This window comes from Clostridium neuense, assembly GCF_045310695.1.
GTDB lineage: Bacteria > Bacillota > Clostridia > Clostridiales > Clostridiaceae > Clostridium_S > Clostridium_S neuense.
The window spans coordinates 431,752-448,686 of the sequence record NZ_JBJIAA010000001.1; the positions used below are offsets into that span (position 1 = coordinate 431,752).

Annotated in this window: 23 protein-coding genes; 1 reads left to right on the forward strand and 22 read right to left on the reverse strand. The window is 31.5% G+C overall.

Annotated features, from left to right (window positions below; genetic code table 11):
* Positions 1-144: 144 nt before the first annotated feature.
* Complete coding sequence (locus tag ACJDT4_RS01875) at positions 145-2,151, forward strand: sigma 54-interacting transcriptional regulator (RefSeq protein WP_406785830.1); 2,007 nt, start codon at positions 145-147, stop codon at positions 2,149-2,151.
* A 56-nt stretch (positions 2,152-2,207) separates the two neighbouring features.
* On the opposite strand, the gene ACJDT4_RS01880 is transcribed toward ACJDT4_RS01875, so the two are convergent.
* From ACJDT4_RS01880 to ACJDT4_RS01985, 22 genes are all read right to left on the reverse strand, one after another.
* Positions 2,208-2,555: a hypothetical protein gene (locus ACJDT4_RS01880; protein WP_406785831.1), complete on the reverse strand. Its 348-nt coding sequence runs from the start codon at positions 2,553-2,555 to the stop codon at positions 2,208-2,210.
* Positions 2,556-2,647: 92 nt separating this feature from the next.
* Positions 2,648-3,205 carry a Fe-S-containing hydro-lyase gene (locus ACJDT4_RS01885; protein ID WP_406785832.1) on the reverse strand — a complete coding sequence of 186 codons (558 nt, stop codon included), beginning with the start codon at positions 3,203-3,205 and terminating at the stop codon, positions 2,648-2,650.
* Positions 3,206-3,216: 11 nt separating this feature from the next.
* Positions 3,217-4,059, reverse strand: a complete 843-nt coding sequence (locus ACJDT4_RS01890; RefSeq protein WP_406785833.1) for a fumarate hydratase — start codon at positions 4,057-4,059, stop codon at positions 3,217-3,219.
* A 473-nt stretch (positions 4,060-4,532) separates the two neighbouring features.
* Positions 4,533-5,186: an N-acetylmuramoyl-L-alanine amidase CwlD gene (gene cwlD, locus ACJDT4_RS01895; protein WP_406785917.1), complete on the reverse strand. Its 654-nt coding sequence runs from the start codon at positions 5,184-5,186 to the stop codon at positions 4,533-4,535.
* Positions 5,187-5,480: 294 nt separating this feature from the next.
* Positions 5,481-6,479 (reverse strand): inorganic phosphate transporter, encoded by a 999-nt coding sequence (locus tag ACJDT4_RS01900; RefSeq protein WP_406785834.1) that lies wholly within the window; start codon positions 6,477-6,479, stop codon positions 5,481-5,483.
* Positions 6,472-7,098: a DUF47 domain-containing protein gene (locus ACJDT4_RS01905; protein WP_406785835.1), complete on the reverse strand. Its 627-nt coding sequence runs from the start codon at positions 7,096-7,098 to the stop codon at positions 6,472-6,474. Before ACJDT4_RS01905 ends, ACJDT4_RS01900 begins: the two co-directional genes overlap by 8 nt.
* A 408-nt stretch (positions 7,099-7,506) precedes the next feature.
* Complete coding sequence (rpsI, locus tag ACJDT4_RS01910; RefSeq protein WP_406785836.1) at positions 7,507-7,899, reverse strand: 30S ribosomal protein S9; 393 nt, start codon at positions 7,897-7,899, stop codon at positions 7,507-7,509.
* Positions 7,900-7,923: 24 nt separating this feature from the next.
* Positions 7,924-8,358, reverse strand: coding sequence for a 50S ribosomal protein L13 (rplM, locus tag ACJDT4_RS01915; RefSeq protein ID WP_406785837.1), 435 nt, complete (start codon positions 8,356-8,358; stop codon positions 7,924-7,926).
* A 182-nt stretch (positions 8,359-8,540) separates the two neighbouring features.
* Positions 8,541-9,275, reverse strand: a complete 735-nt coding sequence (gene truA, locus ACJDT4_RS01920; protein ID WP_406785918.1) for a tRNA pseudouridine(38-40) synthase TruA — start codon at positions 9,273-9,275, stop codon at positions 8,541-8,543.
* A gap of 14 nt (positions 9,276-9,289) precedes the next feature.
* Positions 9,290-10,096 carry an energy-coupling factor transporter transmembrane component T family protein gene (locus ACJDT4_RS01925; protein WP_406785838.1) on the reverse strand — a complete coding sequence of 269 codons (807 nt, stop codon included), beginning with the start codon at positions 10,094-10,096 and terminating at the stop codon, positions 9,290-9,292.
* Entirely contained in the window at positions 10,089-10,952 is an 864-nt protein-coding gene (locus tag ACJDT4_RS01930; protein WP_406785839.1) for an energy-coupling factor transporter ATPase, read from the reverse strand. Before ACJDT4_RS01930 ends, ACJDT4_RS01925 begins: the two co-directional genes overlap by 8 nt.
* Complete coding sequence (locus tag ACJDT4_RS01935) at positions 10,937-11,782, reverse strand: energy-coupling factor transporter ATPase (RefSeq protein WP_406785840.1); 846 nt, start codon at positions 11,780-11,782, stop codon at positions 10,937-10,939. The genes ACJDT4_RS01930 and ACJDT4_RS01935 overlap by 16 nt, the downstream gene beginning before the upstream one ends.
* Before the next feature lie 81 nt (positions 11,783-11,863).
* Entirely contained in the window at positions 11,864-12,205 is a 342-nt protein-coding gene (gene rplQ / locus ACJDT4_RS01940) for a 50S ribosomal protein L17 (RefSeq protein ID WP_053242575.1), read from the reverse strand.
* A gap of 94 nt (positions 12,206-12,299) precedes the next feature.
* Complete coding sequence (locus ACJDT4_RS01945; RefSeq protein WP_406785841.1) at positions 12,300-13,247, reverse strand: DNA-directed RNA polymerase subunit alpha; 948 nt, start codon at positions 13,245-13,247, stop codon at positions 12,300-12,302.
* A 64-nt stretch (positions 13,248-13,311) separates the two neighbouring features.
* Positions 13,312-13,932: a 30S ribosomal protein S4 gene (gene rpsD / locus ACJDT4_RS01950; protein WP_406785842.1), complete on the reverse strand. Its 621-nt coding sequence runs from the start codon at positions 13,930-13,932 to the stop codon at positions 13,312-13,314.
* 32 nt (positions 13,933-13,964) lie between these two features.
* The gene (rpsK, locus tag ACJDT4_RS01955) at positions 13,965-14,360 is read right to left on the reverse strand and encodes a 30S ribosomal protein S11 (RefSeq protein ID WP_406785843.1); all 396 of its coding nucleotides are present in this window, start codon (positions 14,358-14,360) and stop codon (positions 13,965-13,967) included.
* 15 nt (positions 14,361-14,375) lie between these two features.
* Entirely contained in the window at positions 14,376-14,747 is a 372-nt protein-coding gene (gene rpsM, locus ACJDT4_RS01960; RefSeq protein WP_406785844.1) for a 30S ribosomal protein S13, read from the reverse strand.
* A 121-nt stretch (positions 14,748-14,868) separates the two neighbouring features.
* Positions 14,869-14,982: a 50S ribosomal protein L36 gene (rpmJ, locus tag ACJDT4_RS01965; protein ID WP_003720928.1), complete on the reverse strand. Its 114-nt coding sequence runs from the start codon at positions 14,980-14,982 to the stop codon at positions 14,869-14,871.
* A 15-nt stretch (positions 14,983-14,997) separates the two neighbouring features.
* Positions 14,998-15,216 carry a translation initiation factor IF-1 gene (gene infA, locus ACJDT4_RS01970; protein ID WP_053242580.1) on the reverse strand — a complete coding sequence of 73 codons (219 nt, stop codon included), beginning with the start codon at positions 15,214-15,216 and terminating at the stop codon, positions 14,998-15,000.
* A gap of 7 nt (positions 15,217-15,223) precedes the next feature.
* The gene (locus ACJDT4_RS01975) at positions 15,224-15,502 is read right to left on the reverse strand and encodes an RNA-binding protein (protein ID WP_406785845.1); all 279 of its coding nucleotides are present in this window, start codon (positions 15,500-15,502) and stop codon (positions 15,224-15,226) included.
* A gap of 12 nt (positions 15,503-15,514) precedes the next feature.
* A complete protein-coding gene (gene map / locus ACJDT4_RS01980) occupies positions 15,515-16,264 on the reverse strand; it encodes a type I methionyl aminopeptidase (protein WP_406785846.1) in 750 nt (249 codons plus the stop codon).
* Positions 16,261-16,917: an adenylate kinase gene (locus ACJDT4_RS01985; RefSeq protein WP_406785847.1), complete on the reverse strand. Its 657-nt coding sequence runs from the start codon at positions 16,915-16,917 to the stop codon at positions 16,261-16,263. Before ACJDT4_RS01985 ends, map begins: the two co-directional genes overlap by 4 nt.
* Between the last annotated feature and the right edge of the window lie 18 nt (positions 16,918-16,935).

Consider the following 16,935-nt stretch of genomic DNA (forward strand, 5'->3'; position numbering starts at 1 on the left):
TTAAAATATACTTCATTTATATTTTTTCCAAAATATTTGTGGATATGTGCTATTTATAGTAGTAAAATATAATTGATAAAAATTATCATGTTTTTTAAAGCAAGCTGATAATTTTTATCACAAAATGTAAAGGGTGATTAAATCGTGTTTAAAAATTGTGTCTCAGTAAATATAAAAAATGGAATTCATACTAGAATTGCAGCTATGATTGTTCACAAAGCTTCTTTGATTAAAGAAAAATTCAATATCAATCTGTATATACGAAAAATGAGCTCCAACGAACCAATTGCCATAAGCATGCTAGCACTTGTTTCACTAAAAATTCAAGAAAATGAACTTGTAGAGTTATCTTGTTTTGAAGACACAAAAAATGGTGAAAGAGCTGTTCTTGAATTGAGTAACTATATTACCATTGAGTTAAGTGATAAAAACAGTGCATTTTCAAACATAGATGCTATAATACAAGAAAATGTTATAGCCAATGAACAAATTCTCGAGAATTTACCTGTTGGCGTTGTAGTCGTTGATTCAAATTCTAACATCACTTATATGAACCATTATGCATTAAAATATATAAACAAAGACATAAATGATGTGCTTGGATTTCCTATACAAGATATAGTTCCAAATTCAGAGCTTCCTTTAGTCATGAAGACAAGAAGCAAAGAAATAGGTAAAATATATCATATAAAAAATAATATAATTATTTCAAATAGTTCACCTATAATATCAAACAATAACTTACTTGGTTCTGTGTCAGTTTTTCAGGATATGTCCGAGCTTATAGGTCTCAAGGAATTAAACGAAAAATTTAAAAAAATACTTGAAACCTCACATGATTTAATATGCTTTGTGGATGAGCATAGAAAGATAAGCTATATAAATCCTGCATACAAAACAAGTTTTCATATTACCGAAAAAGATATCATAGGAAAAGATTTAATGGAAATTTCTCCAAATGGCTGCAGAATGAAAGTATTTAATTCTAAAAAACCAATGGAAGATATGCTTGTTAGCAAAAATGATGTAAATATAATGTGCACCGTAGAACCTATTTTTATTGATAATTATTTTAAAGGAGTCATTTCTATATCTAAAACTGTAGATCAAATAAAGGATATAGCAAAAAAGCTTGAACAATCTGAGGAAGAGTTAAGTTATTATAAAAGTGAACTTATAAGACATACGAAATTAAGCGGTTCCTTTGATAATATTATAGGCAGCAGCAGTTCTCTTAAAGACACTTTAATTACTGCCGCAAAAGCATCAAATTCAACCTCTACGGTATTAATAAGAGGAGAAAGTGGAACTGGTAAAGAACTTATTGCCAAGGCAATACACACTAATAGTTCAAGAAAAAACAAACCTTTTGTCAGAGTAAATTGTGCTGCAATACCTGAAAATCTACTCGAAAGTGAGCTTTTTGGATACGAAAAGGGTGCCTTTACAGGTGCATTTAAAAGTAAGCCTGGAAAACTTAATATAGCTGATACAGGTACTTTATTCTTAGACGAAATTGGTGATATGCCAAGGTCCATGCAGGCAAAGCTTTTAAGAGTTATTCAAGAAAGAGAATTCGAAAGTGTTGGTGGCCTTACTACTCAGAAGGTAGATATAAGAATTATTGCTGCCACAAACAGAAATCTAGAAGAAATGATAGAAAAAAGAGAGTTTAGAGAAGATTTATATTATAGGTTAAATGTTATTTCTATATTTTTACCACCTCTTAGAAAAAGAAAAGAAGATATAAACCTTCTTGTAGAGCATTTTATTAAAAACATAAGCAAAAAGCTTAATAAACCAATAAAAACCATAGATAAAAACTGCTTATACTATTTAACTAACTACCAATGGCCTGGAAACATAAGAGAACTCGAAAACGTAATAGAGCGTGCAATAAATATGTGTGATAGCGATATTATAAGTTCTAAAGACTTGCCTATATATATATCAAATATTGAACCTCAAACTGATTCAATAACTATTGATGAAAATAATCCTATTCTAAAGCTTGAAGATTACGAAAAAAAAGTTTTAGAACTTGCAATGAAAAAATATAAAAGCTTTAATAAGGTTGGTAAAGTCCTTGGAATAACTCATAGAACAGTTGCACTAAAATGCAAAAAATATAACATAGAATTAGACAAATAATATACTTTTGAGCCAAAATATTTCTTATAATATTTTGGCTCAAAAAATTTATTGCCTTAATTATATTTAACTACATTAACAAAGATATTACACTTTAAGAAGTACTTACCTACTACTTTATCGGATATTGTTTTAACTGTCTCATAGCTTTTATTAATTACCATAAAAAATACTGGTCCATAATCAGTTACTGCAAATATTTTTAAAAATATATCCTCTTTAAACGAATCTTCCGCTATGGTTTCTATTAACTCCATCATGCTGTCATCCGGTAACTCATTCCTGCTGCTTAGTGAATTTTTTATATTTATTGTCATAACCGTCATTTTATATTTATTGCTTAAGTACTTCTCTACAGAAACCTTATCTTTATATTGACTTAAAGTTTTCGAATCATAATCCATACATCTCTGAGAAACTAATTTCTCAATCTCCTTTCTAAACTTTAAATATATTTACATTTAATATAATATCATATAATTTTGCAATTATACAGCTATTTAAAGTTACTTAGAAATTCTTTTTTTCCTTCTTCATAAAGATTATTACCTTTTGAATCTATTATTACAATTGCCGGAAAGTTAACTACTTCAAATCTCTTTATTGACTCTGGTCCTAAATCTTCATATGCAATAACTTCAGCCTTAACTATGCTCTTTGAAATAAGTGCTGCAGCTCCACCTATAGCTCCAAAATAGACTGCCTTATTCTTAATTATAGAATCTATAACTTCCTTAGACCTAAGGCCTTTTCCTATCATTCCTTTTAGCCCAAGCTCCAAAAGTCTAGGAGTATAAGCATCCATTCTTCCACTGGTAGTTGGTCCAGACGAGCCTATAACATGATTAGGTTTTGCTGGTGTTGGCCCAGCATAATATATGATTTGATTCTTTAAATCAATAGGAAGCTTTTTATTTTGATCAAGTAGCTTAATAAGTCTTTCATGTGCAGCATCTCTTGCGGTATATATTGTTCCACTTATAAGAACCCTATCCCCCATCTTTAAATTCTCTATTTCTTTTTCATCCACTGGAGATTTTATCGTAATTTCCATTCTATTTCCCCCTATATTATTTCACTCTTGTGTCTTGTTACATGACAGCTTATATTAACAGCCACAGGAAGCCCAGCTATGTGAGTTGGATACTTTTCTATATTTAAACCAATTGCTGTTGTATTTCCACCAAAGCCTTGAGGCCCTATTCCAAGTTTATTTATTTTTTCTAATAATTCTTTCTCAAGCTCCGCATACTTTTTATCATTATTACTAACATTTATAGGTCTCATAAGAGCCTTTTTAGCTAGAAATGCAGCTTTATCAAAGGTTCCACCTATGCCAACTCCAATTATCATAGGTGGACATGGATTTGGTCCCGCTTCTTCTACAGTTTTAATTATGAATTCCTTAACACCTTCAATACCTTCTGCTGGCTTTAGCATTTTTATCTTACTCATATTTTCCGAGCCAAAACCTTTTGGAACAACTGTAATCTTTATTTGATCTCCTTTTACAATTTCATAGTATATCGCAGCTGGTGTATTATCACCTGTATTTACTCTATCAATTGGATCTTTTACAACTGATTTTCTTAAATAACCTTCTATATATCCTTGTTTAACTCCCTTATTTACTGCATCTTCAATTAATTCTCCAGTAACATGGACGTCTTGTCCTATTTCCAAGAAAACGCATGCCATACCTGTGTCCTGACAAATTGGAACTTGTTCATTCTTAGCTATTGCTACATTTTTAATTATTTTATCAAGCATATCTTTAGCTATATCCCAATTTTCATTATCATAAAACCTTTTAAGACTTTCTTCTATATCCTCTGGCAAATTATAATTTGCTTCAATACAAAGCTTTTTTACTACTTCAGTTATTTTTTCTGAGCTTATTTCTCTCAATTTTTTGCCCCCAATCTTTTATATATTATTACTATAAGTTAATTCAAGTTTCATACTTTAAAAAAATTGCGAAGTAACAATGCTTCGTCGCGTTAAAAAAGTTCATCCATACCTCCGGAATTTTAGGCTTGAATCTTTGTAGTTAATTAATTTTTTACACCATATATTGCTTTTGATTTCTATTGATTAACCATGTTTACAGAGAGTTTTTCGTAGAGAAACGGAGAAAAAGTTACCTTGTATTTCCGGTTTAGCGAAGTAACAATATTGAAGAGATGATTTAAATTAAAGCTAATAACTCTTAGGTGATGATTGTTAAAAGGCTTAGAAGGTTAAATCTGTTTGAGCCAAAGGCGAGTATAAACATATGTGGGGTTTGGGCTCTGCCCATTATCCTTCTAGAACTCAAAGTAAGCACTTTTTTTAAATAGTCACATAGAGTTATAGTTTTAATTTAATATCTCAAGATATTGTTACTTCGCACTTTTTATAAATTCCTCTATTGATCTTCCAATGCTTTCTGCTATTTTTTGCTGATAATTTATGTCTTTTAATTTTTGTCTTTCTGCATCATTTGATAGAAAACCACATTCAACAATTACAGAAGGTATATCCTTTCCATATCTTAATATTTTATATGAATTTTTAGCTGGTTTTTCCTTTCTTTTATTGTTCTTATCTAAATCATTAATTATATTTCTTTGAATTATTCCTGCTAACTCTTCACTTTTTTCATTGTCTCCATACCAAACTTGAGCTCCATAATACTGTGTTTGAGGAAACATATTCAAATGAATACTTACAAAAACATCACAATTTGATTTTAATTTTATTTTACATCTGTTTTCTAAATCTTCAAGCTTTTTTTTTCTTATTTTACCACTTTCAGTATAAAGCCCTTTATCCTCTTCCCTTGTCATAATAACCTTACACTTTTTATTTTCAAGATATTTCTTTAACTTAAGGCTTATACTTAAATTTATATCCTTCTCGCAGGTACCGTCCTTTGCTTGAGCTCCACCATCTATTCCTCCATGCCCTGGGTCTATCAATATTGTTTTAGATGGTTCTTTAAAGTTTTTTGCATATATAAAGTTACATGGAAAAATAGACGATAAAACAATCATAAAAATTATTGCTATCTTCACTTTACAGTCTATAAAACGCAAAATATGACCCCCTAAATGATATTTTATTATTTAAGCCTATTTTGCACTTTTACCCTAAATTTTATTTAGGTAACATTATCCAAATTTTCTATTTGCATAATGTTAATATATATATAACTTTTATATAACAATATATTAATATTTGTGATTTATAATATGTACAATAAAAAAGGGTTAACAGCTGCGAATACGGCAACTACTATAACCCTTTAACAAACATTATGTATTATATATAAGTAACAAAACCTTTATTTATATAAATTTAACTAAGAGCGTAAGTAATCCTGCAATTCCTGCGCAAACTGGCATAGTTATTACCCAAGCTATTACTATGTTCTTAGCAAGCATCCACCTTACAGATGACATTCTGTTTGATGCTGCAACCCCCATAATTGAAGTTGAAATTATTTGAGTTGTACTTACAGGTGCGTGAAACATTGTAGCTGAAAAAATTACTGCCGCTGCTCCAGTTTCGGCTGCAAAACCATTTACAGGCGCTAATCTAGCCATGTTCATTCCCATGGTTTTAATGATTTTATAACCTCCAAAGGAAGTTCCAAGTGCCATAGCAATTGCACAAACAGCTTTAACCCAATCAGGTACTGAAAATGTACTTAAAGATCCTGCACTTAAAAGTGCTAGAGTAATAACTCCCATGGATTTTTGAGCATCATTACCACCATGATTAAGTGCCATAAACATTGCTGAAACAATTTGTGCCTTTGAAAAAAATTTAGAAACAAATGTAGGTTTAGATTTTCTAAAAATCCATTGAAGTAATATCATAACAAGATAACCTATTATAAAGCCTATTACTGGAGATAAAAATAACCATAATACTATTTTTTCCATAAAGGTTATCCAATTAACCACAACAAAAGATGACTTGTACACTACAGCTGAACCTATAAGTCCACCTATTAGCGCATGAGAAGAACTACTTGGGATTCCAATATACCAAGTAAGAAGATCCCATATAATAGCTGCAATTAATGCAATTAAAACAACCTTTGGCGATATTTTAAATGGATCTACTATACCATCACCAACTGTTTTGGCTACCTTATCATTAATAAAAGCTCCCAAAAAATTTAAACATGCAGACATTATAACTGCTGATCTCATGCTTAAAACTCTTGTAGAAACTGATGTTGCTATAGCGTTAGCACTATCATGGAAACCATTTATAAAGTCAAACGTTATAGCTAAAATTACAATTACTATAGTCATTAATAAAGCTGAACTAAGCATTTTTCATAGCAACTCCTTCTACAACGTTTGCCACAGATTCGCAGGCATCGAGTACATCCTCCATGTATTGATATACTTCTCTCCATTTAATTAAATTGAGAACATCATCTTTTTTATCTGTAAACAAAACTCTTATTGCCCTTCTAAAACTAAGGTCACCTTCTTCCTCAATTTTGTTTATTTCTATAATAATATTCTGAAGTTCTTTACTTTTATTCATAAATTTAAATTCCTGCATAAGATCTATAATCTTATTACAAGATCTTACAACAAGCTCTGCCAATTCTTTTGCATCATCTGTAGATTCATGTATGTCAAACATTACAAATCTGCTAGACGCAACCTCCATAAAATCTACTATATCATCCATAAGATTTGCTACCATATAAATATCTTCTCTGTCAAAGGGGGTTACAAAGGTTTTATTGAGTTCGTTTAAAATATTATGCTGCTGATAATCACTTTTATGTTCCATCTCTTTTATAACTTTGAGTTTACTTTCACCATCTTCTGGTTCATTAACATAATCCTTAAATAATAACGCAGTTTCATGAATTATTTTTGCATTTTCGATAAACAAATTAAAAAATTTGTCGTCTTTGGGTGATAAACTAAACATAAAATTCCTCCTATATTTTATTTATTTTATATAAATATTATTATGTTAATAACAAAAACAATAAATATTACTAATAAAGATATCTAAGTGTATAATTAAATTTAGTTTTAGAAGATACTACTTTTTTAAAGGATTGTTTACTCGATGGGACTAAAGTAAAATTAACTCTAAGCCATAATATTATATCATATAAATTTATATAATAGAATATATCATTTTTCAACTAATTATTCATATTATACGTTTAGTTTAAGATAGAATATAATTTATTAACTTTAGGCCTATTTCATTAATAATTCTTTATACTTATAATAAATTTATTATAAAATTTTATTTTTATCCATAAAATTTTATACTCTATTCAAAAAAAAGAAGGCATTAAGCGCCTCCCTTTCTTTAAATGCTCTATTATCTCTTTGAGAATTGTGGTGCTCTTCTTGCCTTCTTGAGACCATATTTCTTTCTTTCCTTCATTCTTGGGTCTCTTGTTAAGAATCCAGCTCTTTTAAGTTCTGGTCTTAAAGAATCATCAGCTTTTAATAAAGCTCTTGCTATACCATGTCTTATAGCTCCTGCTTGACCTGTGAATCCACCACCATTAACACTTACTATTACATCAAATTTTTCTTTAGTACCTGTAAGTACTAGTGGTTGATTGATTATAACTCTTAAAGTTTCAAGTCCGAAATATTCTTGTGAATCTCTTTTATTTATTGTAACTTTACCTTCACCAGGTACAAGTCTTACCCTTGCTATTGCTTCTTTTCTTCTTCCAGTTCCTATATACTGTACTTTTGCCATTTTACTTCCTCCTTCCAGTTACTTCTAATATCTTAATTCCAATGCTTCTGGCTTTTGAGCTTCGTGATCATGTTCTGAACCTTTATATACTTTTAATTTCTTAAGCATTTTTCTTCCTAAAACACCTGCAGGAAGCATTCTTCTAACTGCTTCATAGAATACAAAGTCAGACTTTGTAGCTATAGCCTTTCTATAAGGCATTTCCTTTAATCCACCTGGATAAAGTGAATGATGTCTAAGCATTTTTTGATCTAATTTTTTACCTGTTAAAAGTATTTTATCTGAGTTTATAACAATTACGAAATCTCCTGTATCTACATTTGGAGTATATGTTGGTTTATTTTTTCCTCTTAATATTGTAGCTATTTGACTAGCTGCTCTTCCTAATGCCATTCCTGAAACGTCAACAACATACCATTTTCTTTCAACTTGTTCTGGTTTTGCTAAATACGATTTCACGTTTTTTCCCTCCTAAAACTTCTTTTGCGCATTCTATGTCTAAGATCCGGGGCTAGTGGATCTTTTTATCAATTTTACAAACATAACTATTATAATACAATTAACCTGGTGTGTCAATAATCAAATAAGATTTTATTGGCATATAACCATATGGAACTCGGATGCATTTCTATTGAAATCCATTAATAAAACACCTTTTCAAGGCAAAGTCCCCTTGCTGGAACTACTTTACCCGCTTTATTTCTATCCTTCGATTCTATAATCTCTTCAATATAATGAGGGCTAATTTTCTTTTCCCCAACCAAAAGAAGTGTTCCAACTATAATTCTTACCATATTATATAAAAATCCATCACCAGCTACATATATTTTTATATAATCTCCATCCTTTTCAACTTTTATTTGCATTATAGTTCTTATATTATCCTTAACAGAACTTCCCGTACTTTTAAAAGCTGAAAAATCATGTTTTCCCAAAAAATATACGGATGCCTTTCTCATAGCTTCAATGTCAATATTTCTACTGTATTGATATGCATAATTTCTTCCAATTGCAGCTCTTTCGCTTCTATTTAGTATGGTATAACTATACATTTTTCCCTTACTGCAATATCTAGAGTGAAAGGAGCTATCTACCTCTTCTGAATTTAGTATTACAATATCTTCTGGGAGCCTATGATTTATTACTATTCCCATTTTATCCGGCGGTATAGTGGAATTTGTAGAAAAGTTACAAACATACATCTTTGCATGTACTCCTGAATCTGTTCTACTGCAGCCTATAAGCTTTACTTGTTCTCCTGTTATTTCATTTATAGCTTCTTCTATAGTTTGCTGTACAGTGCTGTTATTACGCTGTCTTTGCCATCCACAATAATTCGTTCCATCATATTCTACTATAAGCTTAATATTTTTCAAATTAACCACCTGAACTATTTCCAAAAATTACTCCATACTGATATTGCAACCAATATACATACAGAAAAAACTGCAATATAATCCTTAGAGGTAATTACAAGTTTCTTCATTCTTGTTCTTCCCTCTCCACCTCTATAGCATCTTGCTTCCATTGCCATAGCAAGTTCATCTGCTCTTCTAAAAGAACTAATAAATAGTGGTACAAGTATTGGCACTAAACTCTTAGCCTTATTAAATATATTTCCAGAATCAATATCTGCTCCTCTGGCCATTTGCGCTTTCATTATTTTATCAGTTTCATCTATAAGTGTTGGTATAAACCTCAGCGCTATAGTCATCATCATCGCAAGTTCATGGGCTGGTACTCCTATTTTTTTCATAGGATTTAAAAGTTTTTCTATACCATCGGTAAGTTCAATGGGTGATGTTGTTAAAGTAATTATTGAAGTTCCTACAATAAGAAATATAAGCCTTAAGGACATAAATGCTGCTAAAATAAGTCCTTCTTTATAAACATGTATGAATCCCCAATGAAAAAGCGGACTGCCCTTTCCTGGTGTCATCAAAATGTTTATAGCACCTGTAAATATAACTAATATAAATATTGGCTTTAATCCTTTATATATATAACTTATATGAACTTTAGAAATTAGAATTACAAACATAGTGAAAGCAACAATAAAAATATATCCTTTAAAATTATTTACCAAGAACAAGTCAACTATATATACTAGTGACAACAGTATTTTAATTCTTGGATCTAATTTATGGACAAAAGAATTACCTGGTACATACTGTCCTATCGTTATATCCTTAATCATTCTTTGCACTCCCTAACACTTTAAGTATTTCAGCTTTAGCTTGTTCTACAGTGAATACTTTCTCAGATATATCAAATCCTCTTTCCCTTAATTTCCTTACCAGGTATGTTACTTGGGGTACAGCTAATCCAACACTCTCTAAAGTATCTACTTCTGTAAATATCTCCTCTGGTGAACCATTAAGTATACATTTAGCATTGTACATTACAAAAATTTTGTCTGCTACTTTTGCCACATCTTCCATACTGTGTGAAACTAAAATTATAGTCATTCCATACTCTTTTTGAAGTTTCTTAATTTGATAAAGAATTTCGTCTCTTCCACTTGGATCTAACCCTGCAGTAGGCTCATCAAGTATTAATATTTTAGGTTCCATAGCAACTACTCCTGCAATGGCTACCCTTCTTTTTTGACCTCCACTTAAATCAAAGGGAGATTTATCTTTAAAGGTTTCATAATCCAATCCTACTATATTCATAGCCCTCTTTACTCTATTATGTATTTCTTCTTCGCTAAGTCCTAAATTAGTAGGTCCATATGCTATATCCTTCTCTATAGTTTCTTCAAAAAGCTGGTACTCTGGATATTGAAAAACAAGTCCTATTTTTTTTCTTATATCACTCATCTTGACTGATTTATCCGTTATATCGGTGCCATCCACCAAAATTTTTCCTGATGTTGGTTTCAAAAGTCCATTAATATGCTGTATAAGAGTAGATTTTCCTGACCCCGTATGACCTATGAGTACATTAAATTCTCCATCGTTTATTGTAATATTTACATCATCTAAAGCTTTTTTTTCAAATGGAGTTCCTGGCATATATATATGTGTTAAATTTTCTATTTTAATCGACATAATTCATTCACCATCTCATCTATAGTAAGTATATCCTTCTTTATAGGAATACCAACCTTGTTTAATTCATACGATAATTCGGTCATCTGCGGAACATCTAAGCCTATATTTTTCATAACTTCAACATTACTAAAAACCTCTCTAGGCGTTCCTACTTTAATTATCTTTCCCTTATCTATTACAACAATTCTATCAGCATCAACAGCTTCTTCCATAAAATGAGTTATAAGTACAATAGTCATATGACTGTTTTTATTTAAATCCTTTATTGTTTTCATCACTTCTTGTCTTCCTGATGGGTCAAGCATTGCTGTAGATTCATCAAATATTATGCATTCAGGCTGCATTGCAAGTATTCCAGCAATAGCAACTCTCTGCTTCTGACCTCCAGACAAAAGGTGTGGTGCGTGTCTCCTATATTCATACATTCCAACTTTTTTTAAAGAAGCATCAACTCTTTTTCTTATCTCACTTGGCTCAATTCCAAGATTTTCTGGTCCAAAAGCTACATCTTCCTCTACGATAGTTGCAACCAGCTGATTATCTGGATTTTGAAATACCATACCAGCGCTATGCCTTACATTCCACGTATTTTCAGGCTTTGAAGTCTCAAGTCCATCAACAACAACTTTACCACTTGTGGGAACAAGTAAAGCATTAAAATGTTTAGCAAGAGTTGATTTACCAGAACCATTTTTACCTAATATAACAAGAAATTCACCTTTATTAATGTCAATACTTACTCCATTAACTGCAATACTGTTCTTATCTTTATTTTCATTATGGTATTCATAAACTACATTTTCACATTCTATCATCTTTTCACACATACGAACACCCCAATTACAGCAATTTCACTGTACTTATTAAAATAGGGACTAAGTTATTGAACTACTTAATCCCCTAATTTATTATACTAATTCTAAAACTACTTGTTCTGCTCCGTCTCCTCTACGTGGTCCCATCTTGTATATTCTAGTGTAACCACCTTTTCTTTCAGCGTACTTTGGAGCTACTTCATCAAATAATTTTTTAACTACATCTTCTTCTGTTACAAAAGCAAGAACCTGTCTTCTAGCATGTAAATCTCCTCTTTTAGCAAGAGTAATCATTTTTTCTGCTAAATTCTTAGTTTCTTTAGCCCTTGTTTCAGTTGTCTGTATCTTACCATGCTTTAAGAAACTTGTAACTAAATTTCTAAGCATTGCTCTTCTCTGATCAGTAGGACGACCTAATTTACGTTGTATTGCCATGCCTTTACCTCCCAACTTATGCATATTCTAACTTTATGTTATTCTCATAAAGTCTAAAATTCTTAATATTATTAGTGAAGATTATCAATTAAAATTAATCTTCTAGTAACTTTAATGATAAACCAAGGCCTTTAAGCTTTTGTTCAACTTCTTCAAGAGACTTTTTGCCTAAGTTCCTAACCTTCATCATATCTTCCATAGATCTTTGAGTTAACTCTTGAACAGTATTTATTCCTGCTCTCTTTAAGCAATTATAGCTTCTAACTGAAAGATCAAGTTCTTCTATAGTCATTTCAAGAACCTTTTCTTTTTTATCTTCCTCTTTTTCAACCATTATTTCCATATCATCTGCATGGTCAGTAAGAGTCATAAATAGTTTAAAGTGTTCTATCAATATTTTTGCAGCTAAACTAATAGCTTCTTCTGGTCTTATTGTTCCATTTCCCCATATCTCTATGGTTAATTTATCATAGTCAGTTATCTGACCAACTCTTGTATTTCCAACAGTAAAGTTAACTCTTTTTACAGGGGAATATATTGAATCAACCGCAATAGTACCTATTGGCATATCATCTCTTTTATTTCTATTTTGAGTGACATATCCTCTGCCTCTATTTACCTCGATTTCCATATATAGCTTTCCATCATCATCAAGAGTTGCTATATGTAAATCTTTGTTAATTACTTCAACATCTCCGTCTGTTTTTATATCATTTCCAGTAACTTCACCAGGTCCCTTTGCATCTAAATATATTGTTTTAGGGCCATCACCATTCATTGTCAAGCATAAAGCTTTAATGTTAAGAATTAATTCTGTAACATCTTCTTTTACACCCTTAACAGTTGAAAATTCATGAAGTACTCCCTCAATTTTTACTGAGTTAGCAGCAACTCCGGGCAATGATGAAAGAAGTATTCTTCTCAATGAATTACCAAGTGTAATTCCATATCCTCTTTCAAGAGGTTCAACGACAAATCTGCCATATGAACCATCTTCTGTAGACTCAACACATTCTATTTTTGGTTTTTCTATTTCTAACATTTATATGAACCCTCCTTAAAAATAAAATGGCAACCTATTTGAGGGCAACTGATTCTACTTAAAATTATTTGCTGTATAACTCAACAATTAATGTTTCATTAACTGGAACATCAATTTCTTCTCTATTTGGCTCAGCTACTATTTTAGCTTCAAAATTATCGTAGTTAGCGCTAATCCATGCTGGTAAAGTTTTTGGATTTTCTGCAAAAGTTTTGAATTTTTCAGTTCCTCTACTCTTTTCACTTATAGATACAACATCATTAACTTTTAAAGTATATGAAGGTATATCAACTTTCTTGCCATTTACAAGAAAATGTCCGTGAGTAACTAATTGTCTAGCTTCACTTCTTGAACTTCCATAACCAAGTTTATAAGCTACGTTATCAAGTCTCAATTCCAAAAGTTTCAATAAGTTTTCACCAGTTATGCCTTTAATTTTTTCTGCTCTTTTATAGTAAGTTCTAAATTGAGTTTCAAGAACTCCATAAATTCTTTTTGCTTTTTGCTTCTCTCTTAATTGTAATCCATAGTTTGAAATCTTCTTTCTATCCTTACCATGTTGTCCTGGTGCATATCCTCTTCTTGAAAATGCGCACTTATCTGTATAACATCTATCTCCTTTAAGAAATAACTTCAAACCTTCTCTTCTGCATAATCTGCAGACAGCTTCAGTATATCTTGCCATTAAAAATTACACCTCCTGTACTTTTAAAATTATTAAACTCTTCTTCTTTTAGGTGGTCTGCATCCATTATGTGGAATTGGAGTTACATCTTTAATTAAAGTAACTTCTAATCCTGCAGCCTGTAATGATCTTATAGCAGCTTCTCTTCCTGCTCCTGGTCCTTTTACGAATACATCAACACTCTTTAGACCATGTTCCATAGCAGCTTTTGCTGCTGTTTCTGCTGCCATTTGTGCAGCAAAAGGTGTGCTCTTTCTTGATCCTTTATATCCAAGTCCACCAGCACTTGCCCATGACAATGCATTTCCTACTGCATCAGTTATAGTAACAATTGAGTTATTAAAAGTTGATTTTATATGTGCACAACCATGTTCTACATTTTTTCTTTCTTTTCTTCTTCTTGTCTTTTTAGCTTTCTGTACAGCCATCTTCATCCCTCCTTATTACTTTTTCTTCTTAGCTCCTACAGCTCTCTTTGGACCTTTTCTAGTTCTTGCATTAGTTTTAGTCTTTTGACCTCTTACTGGAAGTCCTCTTCTATGTCTTATTCCTCTATAGCAACCTATTTCTATTAATCTCTTAATATTTAAAGCAACTTCTCTTCTTAAGTCACCTTCAACTTTAATATTTTTATTTACATAATCTCTGATTGCATTTACTTCAGCTTCAGTTAAATCTTTAACCCTAGTGTCAACATTAACACCAGTAGCTTTAAGAATTTTTCTTGAACTTGGTAAACCTATGCCAAATATATAAGTCAAACCAATTTCTACTCTTTTTTCTTTAGGTAAATCAATACCTGCTATTCTTGCCATTAAATTTACACCTCCTAGGTTTTTACAAATAATGTTTTTAAATATATATTAACAGTCTTAGGCAGCATAGCATAAAGCTAGCTGGCAGCCGTTCCTAAAACTTGTATTAGCTTAATCTAGTCTAACCTTGTTTTTGCTTATGTTTAGGATTTTCACAAATAACCATTACTTTTCCTTTTCTTCTGATAACTTTACATTTTTCACACATCGGCTTAACTGATGGTCTTACTTTCATTGATAACCCTCCTTTTTATTTAGCTCTCCATGTGATTCTTCCTCTTGTTAAATCATATGGCGAAAGTTCAACTGTAACTTTGTCACCAGGCAATATTCTTATGAAATTCATTCTTAATTTTCCTGAGATATGTGCTAATATTTTTTGACCACTTTCAAGTTCTACTTGAAACATAGCATTCGGTAAAGACTCTAAAACCTTACCTTGCATTTCTATTACATCGTCTTTTGACATAAGGTAATCAAACCTCCTTATTAGTGCATACTGATTGCAGAAACTTTTTAACAGTTACGTTGCTGACATTTTTTCCAGAAATCAGATTATCTCTTATTTCTTCTGAAACAATCTTTGTAACGGAAAGATGTTTAAGCTTTTTCTTTTTAGGCTTTTCAACTTTTCTTAGTGAGCCGTCAGAAATGTATACGTATTGTTCATCTAAAATGCCTATTATGATAAAACAATTTTCTTTATCTCTTCCTGCTTTTGAGTAAACAACTTTGCCAATATAATCATTGCCCATTCATTCACCTCATTAACACAAAGTTAGTATTTCCGACCCACCATCCAATATGGCAATTGTATTTTCATAATGAGCAGCTAAACTACCATCTTCAGTGACTACCGTCCATCCATTATCCTGTGTAACTACTTGGTATTTACCAACGTTAACCATAGGTTCTACTGCTATAACCATTCCGTTTACTAATTTAGGTCCTCTACCTGGTCTGCCATAATTAGGCACTTCAGGATCTTCGTGCATTTCTTTTCCTATTCCATGGCCTACGTAATCCCTAACCAAAGAATATCCGAAACTTTCAGCATAAGTTTGAACTGCATTAGATATATCTGTAAGTCTATTTCCAACTACTGCTTTCTCAGCACCTTTAAAGAAACTTTCTTTTGTAACACTAATAAGCTTTTGTGCTTCTTCAGAGACTTTACCAACTGGAAATGTTCTAGCAGCATCTCCCTGCCATCCATTTAATATTGCTCCACAGTCTATACTTATAATGTCTCCCTCTTGTAAATGACGCTTCTTAGATGGTATACCATGAATTACTTCATTATTTATTGAAGTACATATCGATGCTGGAAATCCTCCATAACCTTTAAAAGAAGGAATTCCTCCATGTTTTCTTATATAATCTTCAGCTAATTTATCAAGATCTTCAGTGGTTACACCAGGCTTTACCTTTTCTTCAAGCATTAAAAGAGTTTCTCCGGTAAGCTTTCCTGCTTTTCTCATATATTCAATTTCAGTATTAGTCTTAATTATTATCATTTAACATTCTTCTCTCCTAAGGATTCTTTAATATCCTCGAATACTTTATTGATATCTTGAGCACCATCTACAGGTTTAAGTACTTTTTTGGATTTATAATATTCCACAAGTGGCTGTGTTTGTTTATCATAAACATCTAATCTTTCTTTTACAGTTTCCTCACTGTCATCTTTTCTCTGAACAACTTCTGAGCCGCATAAATCACACTTACCTTCAACCTTTGGTGGGTTGAATTTAATGTGATAACTAGCTCCACACTTGGAGCACACTCTTCTGCCTGTCATTCTTTCAAATATATTTTCCTTAGGTACATCTATCAATATTGAAGCATCTATCACGCTGCCATTATCATTTAAAAATTCATCCAATGCTTCAGCTTGCTTAACTGTTCTAGGAAAACCATCCAGCAAGAATCCATTTTTGCAATCATCTTTTGTAAGTCTATCCTTAACTATATCTATAGTAACTTCATCAGGAACTAAAAGTCCCTTATCCATATACTGTTTTGCTCTTATTCCAAGTTCAGTATTCTGGCTTATATTTGCCCTAAAAATATCACCTGTTGATATATGTGGGACATTGAAATTGCTGCTAATGAGTTTAGCTTGAGTTCCCTTTCCTGCTCCCGGAGGGCCTAGCAATATTAAATTCATTTAATCATCCCCAATAAT